Here is a 21,423-nt window from a genome sequence, read left to right on the forward strand (position 1 = left end):
CCCCGCCCCCTCAGCTCACCTCCAGCTCCAGGATCCGGTCGTCCCCGTTCCGCGCCACACCTCGCCCGTCCGTGTTGCTCGTCGTCACCCACAGCTTGTTCCCCTCGGCGGAGACCACGGTCCGCAACCGCCCGTACTCCTTCGCCAGGAACGCCTGCGGTTCGGCGGAAGCCTCGGTGCCGTTCAGCGGGATGCGCCACAGCCGCTGTCCCCGGAGCCCGGCCATCCAGATGGACCCCTCGGCGTACGCGATCCCGCTGGGGGAGGCGTCGGCTGTGGGCCACTGGGCGAGAGGGCTGCGGTACTCGGCGTCCGTGGACCTGCCCTCCGCCTCGGGCCAGCCGTAGTTGCCGCCGGGGGCGATCGCGTTGAGTTCGTCCCACGTGTTCTGCCCGAACTCGGCGGCGAAGAGGCGCTGCCGGGAGTCCCAGGCGAGGCCCTGGACGTTGCGGTGGCCGTAGGAGTAGACGGGGGAGCCGGGGAAGGGGTTGCCGGGGGCGGGGTCGCCCTCGGGAGTGAGGCGGAGGATCTTGCCGCCGAGGGAGCCGAGGTTCTGGGAGAGCCCCGTCTCGCCGGATTCCCCCGTGCCCGCGTACAGCATCCCGTCGGGACCGAACGCGATCCGCCCGCCGTTGTGGATACGCCCCTTGGGGATGCCCTTGAACACCGTGTCGGGAGCCCCCAGCCGCTGTCCCGCCGGCCTGCGCTCGTCGTATCGCATCCGGACGATGCGGTTGTCGGACTCGGAGGTGAAGTACGCGTACACCATCCGGTCGGAGGCGAACCGGGGTGACAGCGCGAGCCCCAGCAGCCCCCCTTCGCCGTCGGGCGAGACCCCGGGCACCTCACCCACCTCGGCCGTCGCCCCGGCCCCGACCAGCGTGATCGTCCCCTCGTCCCGGGACCCGACCAGCAGCCCCCCGCCGGGAATCGCGGCGACGCCCCAGGGCGACTTCAGCCCCTCGGCGACGGTCCGCACCACCCGCACGGACCCCTTCGCGGGCGGCGGCACCGCCTTCCCTTGAGGAGCCGGACTCCCACCGGACGCGGACGCCCCAGAGGACGCCCCAGCCCCACCCTCGGGCTCCCGCGCATCCGAGCCCCCGGAAGAACACCCGGCCCCCAGCAACAGCACCCCCACAGCCACCCCGGCCACCACACCGCGACGTCCCACGACCCCGACCCCTTCCACCCGCCGACCTCTGCCTGTCATACGAGCCGGACGCCCCACGAGTTCCCGCTCCACCGCGACAGATCCCACGAGCCTCAGTCCCACGACCCCAACGCCCGGGGCAACGCGGCCACTTCGGCCAGATCCTCCGCCGTCAACCGCACCTCCGCCGCCCCCGCGTTCTCGGTGACCCAACGTTCCTGCTTGGCCCCCGGCAGAGCGATCACATGCCGCCCCTGAGCCAGCACCCAGGCGAGCGCGACCTGCGCGACGGTCGCCCCGTGGCGCGCGGCGACGCGGCGCAGCCCGGCGACGATCGGCTGGTTCGCGGCCATCATCTCGGCGGTGAAGCGAGGGTGGCGGGCCCGCATGTCGTCGGGCTCGAAGCCCTGCCCCGGCGTGAGGGTGCCGGTGAGGTACCCGTTCCCGAGGGGCATCGCGGCGAGGAAGGTGATGTTGCGGGAGGCGCACCAGGGGAGGAGGGAGGCGAGCGCCTCGGGGGACCAGACGGACAGTTCCGCCTGGACGGCGGCGACGGGGAACACCTGCTGGACGCGCGTCAACTGATGGAGCGTCGGCTCGTGGAGGTGTGCGCCGGAGCGCCGGTGCCCGCGCGCCCCCAGCGCGCACAGCCCGAGCGCCCGCACCTTGCCCGCGCGCACGAGGTCGGCCATGGCGCCCCAGGTCTCCTCGACGGGCACCTCGGGGTCGGCGCGGTGGAGCTGGTAGAGGTCGATGACGTCGGTCTGGAGCCGCCGCAGGGACGCGTCGCAGGCGCGACGGACGTACCCGGGACGGCCGTTGGCGACGATGTGCTGATCGCCGGCCAGCAGCCCCACCTTCGTGGCGACGAACGCCTCGGCGCGCCGGCCCCGAAGTGCCCGCCCCACGAGCAGCTCGTTGGTGAAGGGCCCGTACATGTCGGCGGTGTCCAATAAGGACGACCCCACGTCCAGCGCCCGGTGCACCGCGCGCGCGGACTCGTCGCCCCGGCGCCGCGATCCGCTGTACCCCCAGCTCATCGGCATGCACCCGAGTCCGACGGCCCCCGCCGAGAGCGCGCCGGCGCCGATCGTCCTGCGCTCCACCTGCCCCTGACCCTCCCTCTCCTGAACTCCACAAACCTAACCTCTGCACGCGCGCGTGCCTGACATAACCTCCTGCCCATGACTGACGACACCGCACGTCACAGCGTTCAAGACGTCTGGCTCCCCATTCCGCCGGAGGAGATCGAGGGCCTCCCGCAGGGGCCGAACTACCTTTTCTGGGACGGCGGCCCCGACGGCACCCAGCCCTACCCCGGCGACCCGGCCCACTGCGGCGTCTACGTCGTCCCGTACATGAAGGCGCAAGCCGTCAGGGTCGGTCCGCTCACGGAGATGACCGATGTCCGCCTGATCCAGACCCTGACCGCCGGAGTGGACGACGTCAGCCCCCACCTGGCTCAGCTCCCACCCGGCGTGAAGCTGTGCAACGCGCGCGGGGTGCACGAGACGAGCACCGCCGAACTCGCGCTCACCCTCACGCTCGCCTCCCTGCGCGGCATCCCGGGCTTCGTGCGCGCGCAGGACCGCCAGGAGTGGCAGGGCGGCTTCCACCCCGCCCTCGCGGACCGCACGGTCCTGATCCTCGGCTACGGCGCGATCGGCACGGCGATCGAGGACCGGCTCACGGCGTTCGAGGTCGCGCGGGTGGTACGGGTCGCGCGCGCCGGGCGCACGACGGAGCGCGGACCGGTGCATTCCATCGAGGAGCTGCCGGAACTGCTTCCGGTCGCGGACGTCGTGATAGTGGTGACGCCGCTCACGGAGAGCACTCGTATGCTCGTCAACAAGCCGTTTCTGGCCCGCATGAAGGACGGCGCGCTGTTGGTCAACGTGGCGCGTGGGGCGGTGGTGGACACCACGGCGCTGCTCGCGGAGCTGGAGTCGGGCCGCCTGACGGCCGCGCTGGACGTCACCGATCCCGAGCCGCTGCCCGCCGGGCATCCGCTGTGGAGCGCGCCGGGAGTCTTGATCAGTCCGCACGTCGGCGGTCCGAGCAGCGCTTTCCTGCCGAGGGCCAAGCGACTGCTGGTGGACCAGTTGGTGCGATATGTGAACCGGGAGCCCCTGCGGAACGTGATCCTTACGACGGGCGCGGCAGGTTTGTGATCCGGTTCAGGTACCCTCCGCAGTCCTCCGGACGCGGGGTGTACCGGCATAGTCCCTGGTCGTCACGGAGCGTAGAGAGACTATGTCCCTGAGTGACGAGACTGGTGTATCGTCCCGGACAGGGGCTGCGCCACGCACGATTCGGCGCCGGGGATGGACGTTCACGGATTTGTGAGGGGGGCGACGGGCGATGCACGGCCTACGGGCGAACGATCCGACGCGGCGGGGCCGCCGACGGCGACCCTGGAGCACCGCGCCACGCAGAAACGGCTCGCAAGGCGGTCACACCACCGCACACGGCAACCGGAACAGCGCGTCCCACGTCGGCACCGACCACCCGCCCCACAGCGGCGACCACCACCGCCCGGGGCCGAAGCAGACCGGGAGGCCCTGGTGAACGCGCCGCCCTCCGCCATGACGACGACGCTCGACGAGATGCTGCGCCCCCACCCCGAACCGGGGACGCCGCCCGCCAGGCCCCCGGCCCCCGAGCGGGCCACCCGGACCCTGGTCCACCAACTCCTCATCGCCCTGGTCTGCGCGGGTTACGCCATCGGCTCCGCGCTCGGCTGGGGCGATCGGCAACTCGCCCTGATCATGGGCGACTTCGGGCTCAGCGCGGCGGCCGGCACCGCGGCCGTGTCCTGCTTCCTGTACGCGCGCAGCCGCCACGTCCGCTTTCGGCCGGCCTGGCTGCTGTTCGCCCTCTCCTCCGCGATGGCCTCGCTCGGCAACCTGGTCTGGGGCTGGTACGAGGTCGTCCTCGGCGTCCCGGTGCCGAGCCCCAGCTACGCCGACCTGTTCTTCCTGTGCTTCGCCCCGCCCGCCCTCGTCGGCCTCCTCGTGCTGGCGACCAGGCCCGTCTCGAAGGCCGGCTGGGTCTGCCTCGCGCTGGACGCCTGGCTGATCGCCGGCTCGCTGCTCACGCTCTCCTGGAGTCTCGCCCTCGCGCAGGCCGCCAAGTTCGAGGGCACCGGCGTCGCGCACACGGCGCTGTCCCTGGCGTACCCGCTCCTGGACATCGCGCTGGTCAGCATGGTCCTCGTCCTGCACTTCCGCAGGTCCTCGGTGAACCGTACGGCCGTCAACACCGCCGTCGGCGCCCTCGCGCTCACGGTGATGTGCGACGCCCTGTTCACCTCGCCCCTGCTGCACAACGGCTACCACTCCGGCCAGCTCCTGGACGCGGGCTGGTTCGCCGGCTCCCTCCTGCTGGCGTACGCGCCCTGGGCCGCGACCGGCTCCCGCACCGAGGCTCCCGTGAGCCTGTGGGGCGGCGACCCGCGCATCGTCCACGAGCACATCCCGGGCCGCGACCACCGCCACCCGGCGCCGCCGACCCTCGACCGCCCGCGCCCCCGGCCCAGCACGCCGCCCCCCGACCGCTCCCCGGCCACCACCCGCCCCATCACGGGCTCGCTGGCCGCCCTCACGCCGTACCTCGCGGCGGCCGTCTGCACCCTGGGCATCCTCTACAACGTCCTCAACGGCCGCAGCGTCGACCGCGTCGTGCTGCTCACCGGAGGCGCCGTCGTCCTCGCCCTCGTCGTCCGCCAGGGCATCATGCTCCTCGACAACGTCAAGCTCACCCAGGAGCTGGCGCAGAAGGAGAACTACTTCCGCTCCCTGGTCCAGGGCTCCAGCGACGTCATCATGATCGCCGCTCCGAGCGGCGCCCTGAAGTACGTCTCCCCGGCCGCCGCGGGCGTGTACGGCCGCCCCGCCGAGGAGATGCACGGCCGCGAACTGGCGCACTTCATCCACCCCGACGACCTCGGCGGCGTCGTCCACGAGGTACGCCGCTTCCTGGCCACCAGCCCGCACGACGAGCCCACCACCCGCATCGAGTGCCGCTTCCGCTCCGGCGACGGCGGCTGGCTGAACGTGGAGTCCACCGTCAACCGCCACCACGGCGGCCTGATCTTCAACAGCCGCGACGTCACCGAACGCGTCCGGCTCCAGGCCCAGCTCCAGCACAGCGCCGAGCACGACCCGCTCACCGACCTGCCCAACCGCGCCCTGTTCACCCAGCGCGTCCAGCAGGCCCTGTCCGGCCGCCGCAGCTCCGACCGGGGCCACGCCCTGCGCAACACGGCCGTGCTCTTCATCGACCTCGACGGCTTCAAGGCCGTCAACGACACCATCGGCCACGCCGCCGGCGACGACCTCCTGATCCAGGCCGCGCGCCGCCTCCAGGACGCCGTACGCCAGGGCGACACCGCCTCCCGGCTCGGCGGCGACGAGTTCGCGGCGCTCATCATGGGCGACAACTCCCGCGACCGCGGCGCCCGCGAACGGCACATCCTGGAGCTCGCCGACCGCCTCAGGATCGCCCTCTCGCAGCCGTACGCCATCGACGGCAACGACGTACGGGTCGCCGCCTCCATCGGCGTCGCCTTCGCCGAACCCGGCCTGAGCGCGGGGGAGTTGCTGCGCAACGCCGACCTCGCGATGTACCGCGCGAAGTCCGGCGGCAAGGGCCGCGTCGAGCTGTACCAGCCGCAGATGCAGCAGGACGTGGTGCGCAAGGCGGAGCTGGCGACGCGGCTGCGCGCGGCGCTCAACGACGGTGAGTTCACGCTCGTGCACCAGCCCGTCGTACGGCTCGCGGACGGCCGGATCTCGTCCGTCGCGGCGCTCGCGCGCTGGCGGTCCTCGCAGGGCGTGCTGTTCACGCCGGCCGAGTTCCTGCGCGTCGCCGAGGACGGCGACCGGACGGCCGAGCTGGCGCAGTGGGTGCTGGCCGAGGCCGTCGAGCGGGCCGCCGAGCGCGCGGCCACGGGGCTGTCCGTGCCGGTGACCGTCCGCACGGACGCGCGGCGGCTCGTCGACCGGTCCTCGCCGCTCGCCTCCGTCGAGGCGCTGCTGACCCGGCACGGGCTGCCCTCCGGGGCGCTCACGGTCGAGCTGGCCGACGCCGACCCCGCGGTGCCGCTGGAGGACCTGGAGCGGCGCCTGAGCGCCCTGCGCCGCCTCGGCGTACGGATCGTGCTCGACGGCCTCGGCGCGGGCCGTACGGGGCTCACGGCCCTGCGCAGGCTGCCGGTCGACGTCCTCAAGCTGGACCGGGGGCTCGTCGAGGGCGTCGTCGAGTCCGCGCGGCTGCACAAGATCACCGCCGGGGTCCTGCGGATCGCCGCCGACCTGGGGCTCGACACCGTCGCCGAAGGGGTCGACCTGCCCGAACAGGTCGTCGCCCTGCGGGAGATGGGGTGCACCTACGGGCAGGGCACCGCGTTCTCCGGGCCGCTCGACGAGTACCGGCTGCGGCGGGCGCTGGCGTCCGGGCGCTATCCGGTTCCGTACGGGCCGGGCGAGCCGGTGCTGGCGGGCGGGGGGCCGGCGCACGGTTGACACCGTGGCCCACATACTGAGACCCCCGTCCCACCCGCTTGACAGTGGATGCGCGTCGGGGGGAGGGTCATTGCCATGCGCACCCGAATTCTCGTACTTGGACAGCGCGTCGGCTGAAGCTGTGGACGCCCGGGACGACCCGGACCTCCCAGCGCACGCACCCGACGCGCTCCCCTCGCTTGCCTTACGGCACGAGGGGTTTTTTGTTGCACGGACGCCCTCCGGGCAGCAGCCGCACTTCGCACGAAACCCGCAAAAAACCCTCAGCATCGAGAAGAGAATGCCGATGACCGAGCAGGCCACCGGGGCCCCGCATCCGCAGCCGCGGCCCCGATCCGGAGGACACTCCACCCCCGTCGAGCAGGTGACGGGTGCGCAGTCCCTCGTCCGCTCGCTCGAGGAGGTCGGCGCCGACACCGTCTTCGGCATTCCGGGCGGCACGATCCTGCCGGCGTACGACCCGATGATGGACTCCAAGCGGGTGCGCCACGTCCTGGTCCGCCACGAGCAGGGCGCGGGCCACGCGGCCACCGGATACGCGCAGGCCACCGGCAAGGTCGGCGTCTGCATGGCGACCAGCGGCCCCGGCGCGACCAACCTGGTGACCCCCATCGCGGACGCGAACATGGACTCGGTGCCGCTCGTGGCGATCACCGGGCAGGTCGTCTCCGCCGCGATCGGCACCGACGCCTTCCAGGAGGCGGACATCGTCGGCATCACGATGCCGATCACCAAGCACAGCTTCCTGGTCACCAAGGCCGAGGACATCCCCCGCACGATCGCGCAGGCGTTCCACATCGCCTCCACCGGCCGCCCCGGCCCGGTCCTGGTCGACATCCCCAAGGACATCCTCCAGGCGAAGACCACCTTCTCCTGGCCCCCGGTCATGGACCTGCCCGGCTACCGCCCGGTGACCAAGCCGCACGCCAAGCAGATCCGCGAGGCCGCCAAGCTGATCACCGCCGCCAAGCGCCCCGTCCTGTACGTCGGCGGCGGCGTCATCAAGGCCCAGGCGACGGCCGAGCTGAAGGTCCTCGCCGAGCTGACCGGTGCCCCCGTCGTCACGACGCTGATGGCGCTCGGCTCCTTCCCCGACAGCCACCCCCAGCACCTCGGCATGCCCGGCATGCACGGCTCCGTCGCCGCCGTCACCGCCCTCCAGAAGGCCGACCTGCTCGTCGCGCTCGGCGCCCGCTTCGACGACCGCGTCACCGGCAAGCTCGACAGCTTCGCGCCGTACGCGAAGATCGTGCACGCCGACATCGACCCGGCGGAGATCGGCAAGAACCGCGCCGCCGACGTCCCGATCGTCGGGGACGCCCGCGAGGTCGTCGCCGACCTGATCCAGGCCGTGCAGAAGGAGTACAGCGAGGGCCACCAGGGCGACTACGCCGCCTGGTGGAAGGACCTCAACCGCTGGCGCGACACCTACCCGGTCGGCTACACCCTCCCCGAGGACGGCACGCTCTCCCCGCAGCAGGTCATCGAGCGCATCGGCCAACTCGCCCCCGAGGGCACGATCTTCACCGCCGGCGTCGGCCAGCACCAGATGTGGGCCGCCCACTACATCCAGTACGAGAAGCCGGCCACCTGGCTCAACTCCGGCGGCGCCGGGACCATGGGGTACGCCGTCCCCGCCGCCATGGGCGCCAAGGCGGGGCAGCCCGACCGCACCGTCTGGGCGATCGACGGCGACGGCTGCTTCCAGATGACCAACCAGGAACTCACCACCTGCGCCCTGAACAACATCCCGATCAAGGTCGCCATCATCAACAACGGCGCCCTCGGGATGGTCCGCCAGTGGCAGACCCTGTTCTACAACCAGCGCTACTCCAACACCGTCCTGCACTCCGGGCCCGAGGACGTCAACCCCGAGGCGCGCGGCACCCGCATCCCCGACTTCGTGAAGCTGTCCGAGGCCATGGGCTGCCACGCGATCCGCTGCGAGTCCCCGGACGACCTCGACAAGGTCATCGAAGAGGCCAACGCGATCAACGACCGGCCGGTCGTCATCGACTTCATCGTCCACGAGGACGCCATGGTGTGGCCGATGGTCGCCGCCGGCACCTCCAACGACGAGATCATGGCCGCCCTGAACGTCCGCCCCGACTTCGGCGACAACGAAGACGACTGAGAGAAAGCTTCAGCAGAACATGTCCAAGCACACGCTCTCCGTCCTGGTCGAGAACAAGCCCGGCATCCTCGCCCGGATCGCCGCCCTGTTCTCCCGCCGCGGCTTCAACATCGACTCCCTCGCCGTCGGGGTCACCGAACACGCCGACATCTCCCGCATCACCATCGTCGTGAGCGTCGACGCGCTGCCCCTGGAACAGGTCACCAAGCAGCTCAACAAGCTCGTCGAGGTCCTCAAGATCGTCGAACTGGAACCCGCACAGGCCGTCCACCGCGAACTCGTTCTGGTGAAGGTCCGCGCGGACAACGAGACCCGCTCCCAGATCGTCGAGATCGTCCAGCTCTTCCGCGCCAAGACCGTCGACGTCTCCCCGGAGGCCGTCACCATCGAGGCCACCGGCGGCACCGACAAGCTCACCGCCATGCTGAAGATGCTGGAGCCCTTCGGCATCAAGGAACTCGTCCAGTCCGGCACGATCGCCATCGGCCGCGGCTCCCGCTCCATCACGGACCGCTCCCTGCGCGCCCTCGACCGCAGCGCGTAATCCGTATACCGAGACCCCGAATCCTCCCCCCACCCCGTCGTCATACGGTGGGACGGGACGCAACACCTGCACTCAAGGAGAGAACCCACAGTGGCCGAGCTGTTCTACGACGCCGACGCCGACCTGTCCATCATCCAGGGCCGCAAGGTCGCGGTCATCGGCTACGGCAGCCAGGGCCACGCCCACGCGCTGTCCCTGCGCGACTCGGGCGTGGACGTCCGCGTCGGTCTGCACGAGGGCTCCAAGTCCAAGGCCAAGGCCGAGGAGCAGGGCCTGCGCGTGGTGACCCCGGCCGAGGCCGCCGCCGAGGCCGACCTCATCATGATCCTGATCCCGGACCCGATCCAGGCCAAGGTCTACGAGGAGTCCATCGCCCCGAACCTGAAGGACGGCGACGCGCTGTTCTTCGCGCACGGCTTCAACATCCGCTTCGGCTTCATCAAGGCCCCCGCCGGTGTCGACGTCGCGCTCGTCGCCCCCAAGGGCCCCGGCCACCTCGTCCGCCGCCAGTACGAGGAGGGCCGCGGCGTCCCCGCGATCGCCGCCGTCGAGCAGGACGCCACCGGCAACGCCTTCCCGCTCGCCCTGTCGTACGCGAAGGCCATCGGCGGCACCCGCGCCGGCGTCATCAAGACCACCTTCACCGAGGAGACCGAGACCGACCTGTTCGGCGAGCAGGCCGTCCTCTGCGGTGGTACGTCCGCCCTGGTCAAGGCCGGTTTCGAGACGCTGGTCGAGGCCGGCTACCAGCCCGAGATCGCCTACTTCGAGTGCCTGCACGAGCTGAAGCTCATCGTCGACCTGATGTACGAGGGCGGCCTGGAGAAGATGCGCTGGTCCGTCTCCGAGACCGCCGAGTGGGGCGACTACGTCACCGGCCCCCGCATCATCACCGACGCCACCAAGGCCGAGATGAAGCAGGTCCTCGCCGAGATCCAGGACGGCACCTTCGCCCAGAACTGGATGGACGAGTACCACGGCGGCCTCAAGAAGTACGACGAGTACAAGACCGCCGACTCCGAGCACCTCCTGGAGACCACCGGCAAGCAGCTCCGCAAGCTGATGAGCTGGGTCGACGAAGAGGCGTGAGCCGTCGCGGACGGGGCCGGTACGACGCGTTCCGGCCCCGTCCGCACACCCGTACCGGGAGACGTACGCAGAGCCGTCCGTGCCGAGCATCCGTAATTCGCGCGAGACGTCTACGACACCTCCCCGCGCCATTACACTGCTGCACAACACGCGTCAGGCCCACAGCGTCGTGCGTCTTCCGCGGTAGCCCCTCCTCCGCCGCGGCCGTCGGGACGGCCGTCCGCGCATTGGACCTGTGAGGACTCACGTGAGCTCGAAACCTGTCGTACTCATCGCTGAAGAGCTGTCGCCCGCGACCGTGGACGCGCTTGGCCCTGACTTCGAGATCCGGCACTGCAACGGAGCGGACCGAGCCGAACTGCTCCCCGCCATCGCCGATGTCGACGCGATCCTGATCCGCTCCGCCACCAAGGTGGACGCCGAGGCCGTCGCCGCGGCGAGCAAGCTGAAGGTCGTCGCGCGAGCCGGCGTCGGCCTCGACAACGTCGACGTGTCCGCCGCGACCAAGGCCGGCGTGATGGTCGTCAACGCGCCGACCTCCAACATCGTCACCGCCGCCGAGCTGGCCTGCGGGCTGCTGCTCGCCACCGCGCGGCACATTCCGCAGGCCAACGCCGCGCTCAAGAACGGCGAGTGGAAGCGGAGCAAGTACACCGGCGTCGAGCTGGCCGAGAAGACGCTGGGCGTCGTGGGCCTGGGCCGGATCGGCGCGCTCGTCGCCCAGCGGATGTCCGCGTTCGGCATGAAGGTCGTCGCCTACGACCCGTACATCCAGCCCGCCCGCGCCGCGCAGATGGGCGTCAAGGTCCTCTCGCTGGACGAGCTGCTCGAAGTCTCCGACTTCATCACCGTCCACCTGCCCAAGACCCCCGAGACCGTCGGCCTCATCGGCGACGAGGCGCTCCGCAAGGTCAAGCCGACGGTGCGCATCGTCAACGCGGCGCGCGGCGGGATCGTGGACGAGGAGGCGCTGTACTCGGCGCTCAAGGAAGGCCGCGTCGCCGGGGCCGGCCTCGACGTCTACGCCAAGGAGCCGTGCACCGACTCCCCGCTGTTCGAGTTCGACCAGGTCATCTCCACGCCCCACCTCGGCGCCTCCACCGACGAGGCCCAGGAGAAGGCGGGCATCGCCGTCGCGAAGTCCGTGCGGTTGGCGTTGGCGGGTGAACTGGTCCCCGACGCGGTCAACGTCCAGGGCGGCGTCATCGCGGAGGACGTGAAGCCGGGGCTGCCGCTCGCCGAGCGGCTCGGGCGGATCTTCACCGCCCTCGCCGGTGAGGTCGCGGTCCGCCTCGACGTCGAGGTGTACGGCGAGATCACGCAGCACGATGTGAAGGTGCTGGAGCTCTCGGCTCTGAAGGGTGTCTTCGAGGACGTCGTCGACGAGACGGTCTCCTACGTCAACGCCCCCCTGTTCGCCCAGGAGCGCGGTGTCGAGGTCCGCCTCACGACCTCCTCCGAGTCCGCGGACCACCGCAACGTCGTGACCGTCCGCGGCACGCTCTCCGACGGCGAGGAGGTGTCGGTCTCCGGCACGCTGGCCGGTACGAAGAACGTGCAGAAGATCGTCGCGGTGGGCGAGTACGACGTGGACCTCGCCGTCGCCGACCACCTGGTCGTCCTGCGGTACGAGGACCGTCCCGGCGTCGTCGGTACGGTGGGCCGCATCTTCGGTGAGGCGGGGATCAACATCGCGGGTATGCAGGTCGCGCGTTCCGCCGCCGGCGGTGAGGCGCTGGCCGTTCTGACGGTGGACGAGGCGGTCGCGGCGGGCGTTCTGACGGAGGTGGCCGCGGAGATCGGTGCGACGTCGGCGCGTGCGGTGAACCTGGTCTGAGGCCGAGGTCGCTGGGGGCTCCGCCCCCAGACCCCCGGCCTATGCCCACCCACCGCCCGTTTACGGTGAGTTGAAGGGTGGACGCGGAAAAGCCCTCGGGGCGGACCGAGTTGAACCGGTCCGCCCCGTTGCGTTTGGTTCTGCGGGTGCGATCAGCCACGGCGGCGCAGCAGCAGCCCACCCGCCGAAGCCCCCACCAACACCACGGCCCCAGCCAGCGCAGCGCCCTGCATTCCCGACGTGAACGCCTCCCGCGCCGCCTCCGCGAGTCCCGGCACCCGGTCCGCCACCGCCAGCGCGCCTCCCAGCGTCTCCCGAGCCGCGTCCGGAGCCGTCCCCGGCATCTCGTGCCGGTAGATGCCCGTACCGATCGACCCCAGCACCGCCATCCCCATCGCCCCTCCGAACTCACTCCCCGTCTCCAGCAACGAGGCCGCGGACCCGGCCCGTTCAGCCGGCGCGGCCCCCACCGCGAGGTCGGTCATGGGAGCCATCACGGCGACGATCCCGGACGACAGGACACCGCACGCGGCGAGGACGAGCCACAGGGAATCCGTGCCGGCGAGTGCGAGCATCGCGTAACCGCACGCCGCGACCAGGAACCCGGCGGTCACCACGTACGCCCGGTCGACGCCCTTGTGGACGAGGGACGTTGCCAGGGGCGCCGTGACCCCGATCGGTACCGCCGGGAGCAGGGCCCACAGCGATGCCTCCAACGCGCTCTTGCCGAGGACCGATTGAAGGTACTGCGTGGTGAAGAACGCGGACCCCATCATCCCGAACGTGGCGACGAGGTTGAGCCCGAGGGCCACCCCGAACCCCTGCCCCTTGAACAAGGACGGCGAGATCATGGGGTGTTGTGCAAGCCGCTGACGCCGGACGAACAGCACGGCGAAGACGAGGCCGACCGTGATGGAGAGCAGGTACTCGCCCCGTATCCCCTCGGAGGGAATCTCCTTGAGCCCGTAGACGACGGGCAGCACGGCCCCCATGGACAGGGGGACGCTCACCCAGTCGAAGGCCCCCGGCGAGGGATCGCGGGACTCGGGCAGCAGCACCGGCCCGAGGACCAGCAGCAGGGCCATGGCGGGCAGGTTGACGAGGAAGACGGACCCCCACCAGAAGTACTGGACGAGGACGCCGCTCATGACGGACCCGAGGGCGACCCCGGCGGTCATGACGGTGGCCCAGAGCCCGATGGCCTTGGCCCGCTGGGCGGGGTCCGTGAACATGGTCCGCACGAGGGCCATGGTGGACGGCATGAGCGTGGCCCCGCCGACACCGAGCAGGGCCCGCGCGGCGATGAGCGTCTCGGCGGTGTGCGCGTACGCGGCGAGCAGCGAGGCCACCCCGAAGGCGAGGGCCCCGATGAGCAGCAGCTTCCGCCGCCCGATCCGGTCCCCGAGCGACCCCATGGTCATCAGCAGCCCGGCGAGCACGAACGCGTAGATGTCGAAGATCCACAGCTGCTGGGTCCCGCTGGGTTCGAGGTCCGCGCTGATCGCGGGGACGGCGAAGTAGAGGACGGACACATCCATGGAGACCAGCAGCAGCGGAAGCATCAGCACGGCGAGAGCGGTCCACTCACGCCGTCCGGCACGGGTCACGTGCGTTGTCGAGTGCGTCATGCCGGGAAACATACAACCGTATTAAACGCTTGTATAGAACGCTTGTATAAGACATGCGTCTGGGACGTCCGTATGAACCCGCGCTAGACTGCCCCCCATGGGTCACCGTGAAGATCTGCTCGAAGGAGCCAAGCGCTGCCTCCTGGCGAAGGGCTTCGTCAGGACGACAGCCCGCGACATCGTCAAGGAGTCGGGAACGAACCTCGCGTCGATCGGCTACCACTACGGCTCGAAGGACGCGCTCCTCGCACAGGCGTACGTCGGCCTGGTCGAGGGCATGTCGGACGCCTTCGAGGGCCCCGAACTCACCGGCCCCCCGGGCTCGTTGGAGCGTTTCGAGGAGGTGTGGACGAACGTCGTCGCGACGATGAAGGAGCCCGCCTCGCTGTGGAGCCTCAGCATGGAGATCGTGGTCATGGGCGACCAACTCCCCCAGGTGAGGGACGAGTTGGCGAAAGCCCAGCGCGAGGGGTCACGCGGCTTCGTCGCCCTGCTCACCGGCGTCCCGGAGGCGGACGTCCCGGACGAGACGGCCGACACCCTCGGCGCGTTCTACACGACCCTGATGCTGGGCCTGATCGCGCAGTGGAGGTTCGACCCCAAGTCCGCCCCGGACGGCAAGGAGTTGACGGAGGGCCTGCGCCGCCTCATCGCCGCGGCCGACCCGAAGTGACCCGCCCGTCCCGCATCTCGACGACCCGGTCCGCGAAGTGCCGTACGACAGCACGGTCGTGACAGATGAACAGGTACCCGAGCCCCAGCTCGTCGCGCAGGTCGGCGAGCAGGTTCAGCACCCCGGCCCGCACGGACGGATCGAGCGCCGACACGGGTTCGTCGAGGACCAGCAGCCGAGGTTCGGACGCCAACGCCCGCGCGATGCCGACGCGTTGGCACTGCCCGCCGGACAGCTCGTGCGGACGCCGGTCCGCGTACGACAGGTCGAGACCGACCCGGTCGAGCAGCTCGGCGACCTTCGCCGGACCGGCCACCGGGTCCCACCGCCCCTGCACCTTCAGCGGCTCGGCGACGGCGTCCCGGACCCGGTGCCGGGGACTCAGCGAACCGTAGGGGTCCTGGAAGACGGGCTGCATACGAGGCCGTACGGCCCGCAGCTCGCGCTCCGGCAGACCGGTCAACTCCCGCCCCTCGAACCAGACTTCCCCCGAGTCCGGGCGGCGCAGCCGCAGCACGGCCAGCGCGGTCGACGACTTCCCGCACCCGCTCGGCCCGTCCAGCGCGAGGGTCTCGCCGGCGCTCAGCGAGAAGGACACCCGGTCCACGGCGGTCGCGGAACCGTACCGGACGACGAGGTCACGGACGTCGAGAAGGTACTCGCTCACACGCGCTCCCAGTGATGGCAGGCGACCGTCCGCCCGTCGGCCTCCCGGGGCTCGGGCTCCGCCACCCGGCACACCTCGGTCACGAACGAACAGCGCGGCGCGAACGCGCACCCCGCCGAAATCGCCCCCGGCAACGGGGGGTTGCCGGCGAGCACGGGCAGCCGCTTCGGCCCGCCCGGACGCGGCAGCGAGGCCAGCAGCCCGGCCGTGTACGGCGCACGCGGCGCCCCGAGTACCCGCTCGGCGGGCCCGAGTTCGACCACCCGCCCCGCGTACATCACCAGCACCCGGTCCGCGTGCCGTCGTACCGACTCCACGTCGTGCGTCACCAGCACCAGCGCGGACGCCTGGGCCCGCAGCAGCGCCAGCACCTGCTCGCGCCGCTCCTCGTCCAGCGCGGTCGTCGGCTCGTCCGCGACCAGGATCTCCGGCTCGTTGACGGTCGCCATCGCGACGACCGCCCGCTGCCGCATCCCGCCGGAGTACTCGTGCGGATACGCCCGCGCCTTCCGCGCGGCGTCCGGAATCCCGACCCGCGCCAGCGCGGCGACGGCCAGCGCCCGCGCCTCACCCCGTGACACGCGCCGCACCGACCGTACGGCGGCGGCGAGTTGATCGCCGACGGGGTGCACGGGGGAGAGCGCGGACAGCGCGTCCTGAGGGACCAGCGCGATACGCCGCCCCCGCCGACCCGACAAGTCCGGTTCCACGACGCCGCCTCGTACCGCCTCCCTCGGCAGCATCCCGAGCAGCGCGCGGGCGGTGAGCGACTTCCCGGCCCCCGACTCGCCCACGATCGCGAGGACTTCACCGGCCCGGACGTCGAAGGAGACGCCCCGGACGGCTTCGACGCCGGAGAAGGAGACGCGGAGGTCGCGGACGGACAGCAGGGGGGAACTCCCCGGCGCGGAGCCGTCGGCCGGCCTCACGCTCTCGGGCGCCAACTCCCCTTCGGCTCCTACCACTTCATCACGCCGCAAGAGACACCTCTTCCTTCGCCTTCCGCCGCTCCCGCCCCTCCACGAACGCCGCTCCCGACACCGCGAGCCCCGCCAGCACGGCCAGCGCCACCGCAGGCGCCAGCGCGGCCCAGGGAGCCCGCTCCACATAAGCCCGCGACTCGTCGAGCAGCAACCCCCACTCGGGCGCCGGAGGTTGAGCCCCGAGCCCCAGGAACCCGAGCGACGCCAGCGCCAGCGCGATCCCCGGCAGCCGCAGCAGGGCATGCCGGGCGACCGGCCCCGCCACCGTGGGCAGCACATGCCGGGTGAGAATCCACAACGGCGTCGCCCCGATGGCCCGTTGAGCCGTCAGGAACGCCGAAGCCCGCACCTCCTGCACCAGCGCGGCCGTATGCGCGGCAAGAGCGGGCCACGACACCAGCGCAACTGCCAAGGCGGCACCGCCCGTTCCCGGCCCGGTCGCCGCGACGACCAGAATCCCCACGATGACCGGCGGCAACGCGTTCGCGATGTCAGCGGCACCGGCCGCGACGCCGGGCAGGAACCCGAGCGCGAGCCCGACGGCCAGCCCCAGCAGGCATACGGCGGCGGCGGTCCCGACCGTCGTGGCGGCCCCGTGCCCGAGCCGCGCGAGCACATCCCGCCCCAGCCCGTCCGTCCCGAGGGGATGCCCCCAACTCGGCGCGAAAAGCCGCTCGTCGGTGTTCACGGAGTACGGATCGCGCAGCACCCCCCACCCGACGGCCCCCGCGAGCACCGCGAACAACACCACCGGCACGGCCACCGGCACCCGCACCGGCCGAGGCGGCGGCAGCGTCAGCGACGCGTCCCGCAGCGCGGGCCCCAGCAACCGGCGCCGCACCAGCGCCGACAGCGCCCCGATGACGAGCCCGAGCAGCAGCAGGGCCAGCACCGAGCCCTGGAGCAGCGGCAGGTCCTGCGACTTGGCCGCGCCGAGCGCCGTACGCCCGATGCCGGGCACCGCGAAGACGGTCTCCACGGCGACCGCGCCGCCCGTCAGACCGACGGCGACCATCCCGAACTGCGGTACGAGCGGCGGCAGTACGCGCCGCAGCGCCGCCCCGGCGACCCGCGCACGGCTCACCCCGGCGCCCCGCCACAGCTCGACCCACCGCTCGTCGAGCACGGACGGCAGCGCGTCCGCGACGAGCCGCCCCAGCAGCCCACCGGCGGGGACGCCGAGCGCGACCGCGGGCAGGATCATGTGCGTTGGGCCCTCCCAGCCGGACGTCGGGAGCCGGCCGAGCCACACGCCGAACACCAGCAGCCCGACCGTCGCGAGCAGGAACTCCGGTACGGCCGCCAGCATCGCGGCCCCGGCCCCCGCCGAACCCCGACCGCGCACCAGCACCGGCGCGACGACGATCGCGGCCAGCAGGACCGCGACACCGAGGGCCGCGCCCATCAGGGCCAGCGAGACCTGGAGCCCGGCGGTGACCGACGGGAGGACGTCCGTGCCGGAGACCCAGGACGTGCCGAGGTCGCCGCGCAGCAGGTCACCGGCCCAACTCCCCAGCAGGGAAAGAGGACCGGCGTCCAGGCCGAGGTCCTGCCGGATCGAGTCCAGCGCCTCCTTCGTCGGCTCCTGCTCCGCCGAGCGCGCCCGCAGGACGGTCAGCGCGGGGTCGTTCCCGGAGAGCCAGGGGAGCAGCCCGACGGCGGCAACGACCGTGAGGAGACCGAGGGTTCGGGTCATCCCGGCTGAACTCGGCCTCAGGAACGACCTCATGAACCCACGTACGTCGAAGCCGTGACCAGCTCCCGCTCCCGGGGATCGTGCGCCGCGTCCACCACCTTGGCCGCGTCCCCCTGGATCACCCGCTCGTGCAGCATCGGCACCGCCGCGTCGGTCGCCAGCACGGCCGCCTCCCCGGCGATGATCGCGGCCCGCCGCGCCGCACCGGTAGGCTGGACGCCCGCCTTCTTCAACGCGGCGTCCACGGAAGGGTTCTTGAGCTGGGCGATGTTGAACGAGCCGTCCGACGCGAAGTCGCTGTACAGGTACGCCGCCGGGTCCCCGGAGTCGAGGACGGTCGCCCGCGAGAGGATGAACGCGTCGAACTTCCCGGCCAGCGCGTCCGCTTCGATCGCCGAGTACTCGCGCACCTCCAGCCGCACCGTGAACCCGGCCTTCTGGAGCTGCTGTTGGAGCGCGGCGGCCACCTCGGGCAGCTCGGCGCGGTCGGTGAACGTGCCGATGGTGACGCTCGTGCCCTTCGGCTGACCGGCGGCGGCCCGCGTCACCGGCTCGCGCAGCCCGGCGGCCCACGGGAGCGCGGGGCCGAGCAGCCCCTTCGCGACGTCCGCGCGGCCCTCGTACACGCCCTTCACGATCGACTCGGCGTCGATGGCCTGCCGGGCGGCGGCCCGCAGCGAGGCGTCCTTGAAGGGGCCCGAAGAGGTGTTCAGGTAAAGGGTGTTGGTGCGGGGCATCGGGACTTCGGTGATCAGCTTCTGGTCGAGCAGCGCCGCCTGCGACACCGGTACCGCCTCGACGATGTCCGCCTCGCCGCTGCGCAGGGCGGCGGCCCGGGCGGTGCCGTCGGGCACGAACCTCACGTCGATGCCGGGGGACTTGGCCTTGGGGCCCCAGTAGCCGTCGTACCGGTCGAGGGTCGCGGACGACGTGCCGTTCACGGAAACCAGCGTGAAGGGGCCGGTGCCCGCGCCGACCGGGTTCACCGTCCTCCCGGTGTACGCCTTCGCCGCGAGGATCGACAGCTGGGGGGAGCTGAGGCGCTGGGGGAGGAGGGGGTCCTCGTCGGCCGTCGTGACGACCACGTTGTCACCGGACGCCTTCACCGTCAGCTCGACGCCGTCCAGGATGCGGGGCTTGGGGGAGGCGGTGGCGGCTCTTGCCAGGGACCTCACGACGGCGTCGGCGTCCAGCCGCGTACCGTCGTGGAACGTGACCCCGTCCCGCAGGGCGAACGTCCAACTCCTCCCGGACCGCGTCCACTTGGTCGCCAGCGCGGGCTGGGCGTCCCCGTTCGCGTTCAGCTTCACCAGCGTCTCCGCCGTGGCCCAGCGCGACAGTTTGAACGCGTCGTCCGACAGCGGCGACAGCCCCGACCGGGGCGGCTGCATCATCGCGACGCGGACGCGCTTCCCGCCGTCCCCGCTCGCACCGGACGACCCCGTGAAGCACCCCGACACGAGCAGTGCCGAGGCCGCCGTGAGGGCGGTGGCGGGTATCAGACGGCGAGCGGGCAGGCGCACGGAGCACTCCGAGTAAAGGGGCGGTCAAGGCAGGGTCGCCAGACGCTAACACGATGACAATCGTTTTCAACAGCCCCCTCTTCTTCCGGACGGGAACTGGCCGCCCGCCCCGCACGTCGGCATGACCGTGGCGAGTGGGCCTGCCCGCGCAACATCGCCGGGTTCGCGCGCATCGCCCTCGACCTCGTCGTGCCGGGCTACGCCGAGACCGGGCTCCGGCTGACCTGCGCCGCCGGACGCGAGTGCTACGGGCGCGGCCACGCGGACCGGGGCGAGCCCCCGATCGGCGAACTCCTGTGCCCCGTACGGCTCGTGGCGACCGTCCGGGAGAGCCGCGAGCGGCCCCTCGGTCATCTCGACGCCGAGTGCCTGCGCGCCGACGGCCACCCCACCACCCGGTACGACGACATCCGGCACGGCCTGCCGCAGGTGTACGCCCCCGAGGAGTTCCCGGCCACCGAGCACACCCGGACCCTGGAGTCGTGGACGTGCCCCCGGTTCACGGCGGTCCTCGCGGCGGGGTGCGCGAGCGGGCTGGAGGGGTTGGCGGAGGACGCGCGAGACGCTGCGGCCGGGCACCCTCCAGCCGACGGGCCGGCGCCCTACAGCCGCGCCCCCTTCAACGCCATGTGCAGCAACAACCGGTCCTCCCCGTCGTCCAGATCCAGCCCCGTCAGCTGCTCCACCCGCGACAACCGGTAGTACAGCGTCTGCCGGTGGATGCCGAGGGCCGCCGCCGTACGGCCCGCCTGCCCCGCGCAGTCCAGGTACACCTCGGCGGTCCGCGCCAGCTCGCGGTGGGCGGGGGAGAGGAGGGGGGCGACGGCGGGGTCGGCGACGGAACCCAGCGACGTCAGCAGCCGGTACGCGCCGATCCCGCCCCACCGCGCGACCGGCCCCAGCCGGGGCTCGGCGAGCGCGGCGCGCGCGGCGGCCGACGCCTCCGCCCACGAGACCGCCAGCTCCTCCAGCCCCTCGCGCGAGCCGGAGACCCCGGCGGCGGCCCCGGCCCCGGCCCGCTCCAGCAACCGCGCACCGACATCGACGCCGGGGACGGGCCGCAGCAGGACGGCGAGCGCATCTCCGTACGGCGCCGCCGCGTGCTGGGCCGAGCCCGCCCCGTACGGCGCTGAACCCGTCCCGCGTTGAGCCGACCCCGTCCCGTACGGCGCCGAACCCGTCCCGTGCTGACCCGCCCCCGCCGAGGTGCCCGTCGCCTCACCGCCCCGCCCCGCCCCGCCACTCGACCCCGCCCCGCCGCCCCGCCTGACCCCGCCGCCACCCCACTTCACCCCGCACAACGCCACCGCCCCCGGCACCATCCGCACCGACGGCACCTCCCGTACCCCCCACGGCGCCACGCACACCACCACATGAGCCCCCTCCGCCCGCGCCCCCAACCCGGTCCGCAGCTCCGCCACCGCCATCTCCCGCTGCCACCCGGCGTCCGCCTCCAGCACCCCCCGCAGCTCCCGGCTCAGATCCGCCCCGTGCTGCGCCTCGTCGCCGAGCAGCACCCCGATCCGCGCCGTCACCTCCATGGCCGCCGCCAGCCGGGCGTCGTCGAGGGTGCCGGAGTCGAGGAGCCAGACGTAGCCGAGGACGACGCCGCGATGGCGTACGGGGAGGCAGATCCGGCCCCGGTAGACCCCTGCCTCGGGGGTCGGCGGGATACGGACGGGACCGGTCGCGCGGGTGATGCCGAACCCCTCGAACCACTCCCGCACGGTGGCCGTCGAGCGCCGCGTGAGGATCGAGCGCGCGCGGACCGGGTCGAGCGCGGACGCGTCCAGCTCGGCGTCGCTGTCGTACACGCCGAACGCGATCAGCTCGAAGTCCCGGCTCTCCAGGGTCGCGGGGACGCCGAGGAGGCCGGAGATCTCGTCCACGAGGTCCTGATAGGTCGGGGTCACCCGGCCATTCTGCGCCACGGGAAGCCGTCGTTCATACACCTGTCTGAGATCCCCGCCA

At 72.1% G+C, this 21,423-nt stretch carries 16 protein-coding genes; 8 read left to right on the forward strand and 8 right to left on the reverse strand.

Features of this window, described 5'->3' with window-relative positions:
* Nucleotides 1–10 precede the first annotated feature (10 nt).
* A complete protein-coding gene (locus ACQCO7_RS30585; RefSeq protein WP_464074837.1) occupies nucleotides 11–1,213 on the reverse strand; it encodes a PQQ-dependent sugar dehydrogenase in 1,203 nt (400 codons plus the stop codon).
* Between the two features lie 53 nt (nucleotides 1,214–1,266).
* Nucleotides 1,267–2,259, reverse strand: a complete 993-nt coding sequence (locus ACQCO7_RS30590; RefSeq protein ID WP_464074838.1) for an aldo/keto reductase — start codon at nucleotides 2,257–2,259, stop codon at nucleotides 1,267–1,269.
* A 78-nt stretch (nucleotides 2,260–2,337) separates the two neighbouring features.
* Here ACQCO7_RS30590 and ACQCO7_RS30595 point away from each other — a divergent pair, with 78 nt between their 5' ends.
* From ACQCO7_RS30595 to serA, 6 genes are all read left to right on the forward strand, one after another.
* A complete protein-coding gene (locus ACQCO7_RS30595; RefSeq protein WP_464074839.1) occupies nucleotides 2,338–3,324 on the forward strand; it encodes a 2-hydroxyacid dehydrogenase in 987 nt (328 codons plus the stop codon).
* Nucleotides 3,325–3,717: 393 nt separating this feature from the next.
* On the forward strand, nucleotides 3,718–6,678 hold the full coding sequence (locus tag ACQCO7_RS30600) for a putative bifunctional diguanylate cyclase/phosphodiesterase (protein WP_464074840.1): 2,961 nt from the start codon (nucleotides 3,718–3,720) through the stop codon (nucleotides 6,676–6,678).
* 286 nt (nucleotides 6,679–6,964) lie between these two features.
* Nucleotides 6,965–8,812, forward strand: coding sequence for an acetolactate synthase large subunit (locus tag ACQCO7_RS30605; RefSeq protein WP_464074841.1), 1,848 nt, complete (start codon nucleotides 6,965–6,967; stop codon nucleotides 8,810–8,812).
* A gap of 19 nt (nucleotides 8,813–8,831) precedes the next feature.
* Nucleotides 8,832–9,356 (forward strand): acetolactate synthase small subunit, encoded by a 525-nt coding sequence (gene ilvN / locus ACQCO7_RS30610; RefSeq protein WP_010356899.1) that lies wholly within the window; start codon nucleotides 8,832–8,834, stop codon nucleotides 9,354–9,356.
* A gap of 90 nt (nucleotides 9,357–9,446) precedes the next feature.
* The gene (gene ilvC / locus ACQCO7_RS30615; RefSeq protein ID WP_409113995.1) at nucleotides 9,447–10,445 is read left to right on the forward strand and encodes a ketol-acid reductoisomerase; all 999 of its coding nucleotides are present in this window, start codon (nucleotides 9,447–9,449) and stop codon (nucleotides 10,443–10,445) included.
* 247 nt (nucleotides 10,446–10,692) lie between these two features.
* Nucleotides 10,693–12,282 (forward strand): phosphoglycerate dehydrogenase, encoded by a 1,590-nt coding sequence (serA, locus tag ACQCO7_RS30620; RefSeq protein WP_010356902.1) that lies wholly within the window; start codon nucleotides 10,693–10,695, stop codon nucleotides 12,280–12,282.
* A 152-nt stretch (nucleotides 12,283–12,434) separates the two neighbouring features.
* On the opposite strand, the gene ACQCO7_RS30625 is transcribed toward serA, so the two are convergent.
* Nucleotides 12,435–13,910, reverse strand: coding sequence for an MFS transporter (locus ACQCO7_RS30625; RefSeq protein WP_464074842.1), 1,476 nt, complete (start codon nucleotides 13,908–13,910; stop codon nucleotides 12,435–12,437).
* 97 nt (nucleotides 13,911–14,007) lie between these two features.
* Between ACQCO7_RS30625 and ACQCO7_RS30630 the strand changes: the two genes are divergently transcribed.
* On the forward strand, nucleotides 14,008–14,583 hold the full coding sequence (locus ACQCO7_RS30630) for a TetR/AcrR family transcriptional regulator (protein ID WP_464074843.1): 576 nt from the start codon (nucleotides 14,008–14,010) through the stop codon (nucleotides 14,581–14,583).
* Here ACQCO7_RS30630 and ACQCO7_RS30635 read toward each other — a convergent pair.
* The 4 genes from ACQCO7_RS30635 to ACQCO7_RS30650 are packed head-to-tail and all read right to left on the reverse strand — an operon-like array spanning nucleotide 14,558 to nucleotide 19,452.
* The gene (locus ACQCO7_RS30635) at nucleotides 14,558–15,250 is read right to left on the reverse strand and encodes an ATP-binding cassette domain-containing protein (protein ID WP_464074844.1); all 693 of its coding nucleotides are present in this window, start codon (nucleotides 15,248–15,250) and stop codon (nucleotides 14,558–14,560) included. The two genes, ACQCO7_RS30630 and ACQCO7_RS30635, sit on opposite strands and share 26 nt — an antisense overlap.
* Nucleotides 15,247–16,230: an ABC transporter ATP-binding protein gene (locus ACQCO7_RS30640; protein WP_464074845.1), complete on the reverse strand. Its 984-nt coding sequence runs from the start codon at nucleotides 16,228–16,230 to the stop codon at nucleotides 15,247–15,249. The genes ACQCO7_RS30635 and ACQCO7_RS30640 overlap by 4 nt, the downstream gene beginning before the upstream one ends.
* Complete coding sequence (locus ACQCO7_RS30645) at nucleotides 16,220–17,929, reverse strand: ABC transporter permease subunit (RefSeq protein WP_464074846.1); 1,710 nt, start codon at nucleotides 17,927–17,929, stop codon at nucleotides 16,220–16,222. The genes ACQCO7_RS30640 and ACQCO7_RS30645 overlap by 11 nt, the downstream gene beginning before the upstream one ends.
* Nucleotides 17,930–17,958: 29 nt before the next feature.
* Entirely contained in the window at nucleotides 17,959–19,452 is a 1,494-nt protein-coding gene (locus tag ACQCO7_RS30650) for an ABC transporter substrate-binding protein (protein ID WP_464074847.1), read from the reverse strand.
* 189 nt (nucleotides 19,453–19,641) lie between these two features.
* Here ACQCO7_RS30650 and ACQCO7_RS30655 point away from each other — a divergent pair, with 189 nt between their 5' ends.
* Entirely contained in the window at nucleotides 19,642–20,154 is a 513-nt protein-coding gene (locus ACQCO7_RS30655) for a hypothetical protein (protein WP_464074848.1), read from the forward strand.
* Here the strand turns inward: ACQCO7_RS30655 and ACQCO7_RS30660 are convergent.
* Nucleotides 20,055–21,383 (reverse strand): PucR family transcriptional regulator, encoded by a 1,329-nt coding sequence (locus tag ACQCO7_RS30660; protein ID WP_464074849.1) that lies wholly within the window; start codon nucleotides 21,381–21,383, stop codon nucleotides 20,055–20,057. The genes ACQCO7_RS30655 and ACQCO7_RS30660 overlap by 100 nt on opposite strands.
* Between the last annotated feature and the right edge of the window lie 40 nt (nucleotides 21,384–21,423).

Source organism: Streptomyces saintjeani (assembly GCF_055409605.1).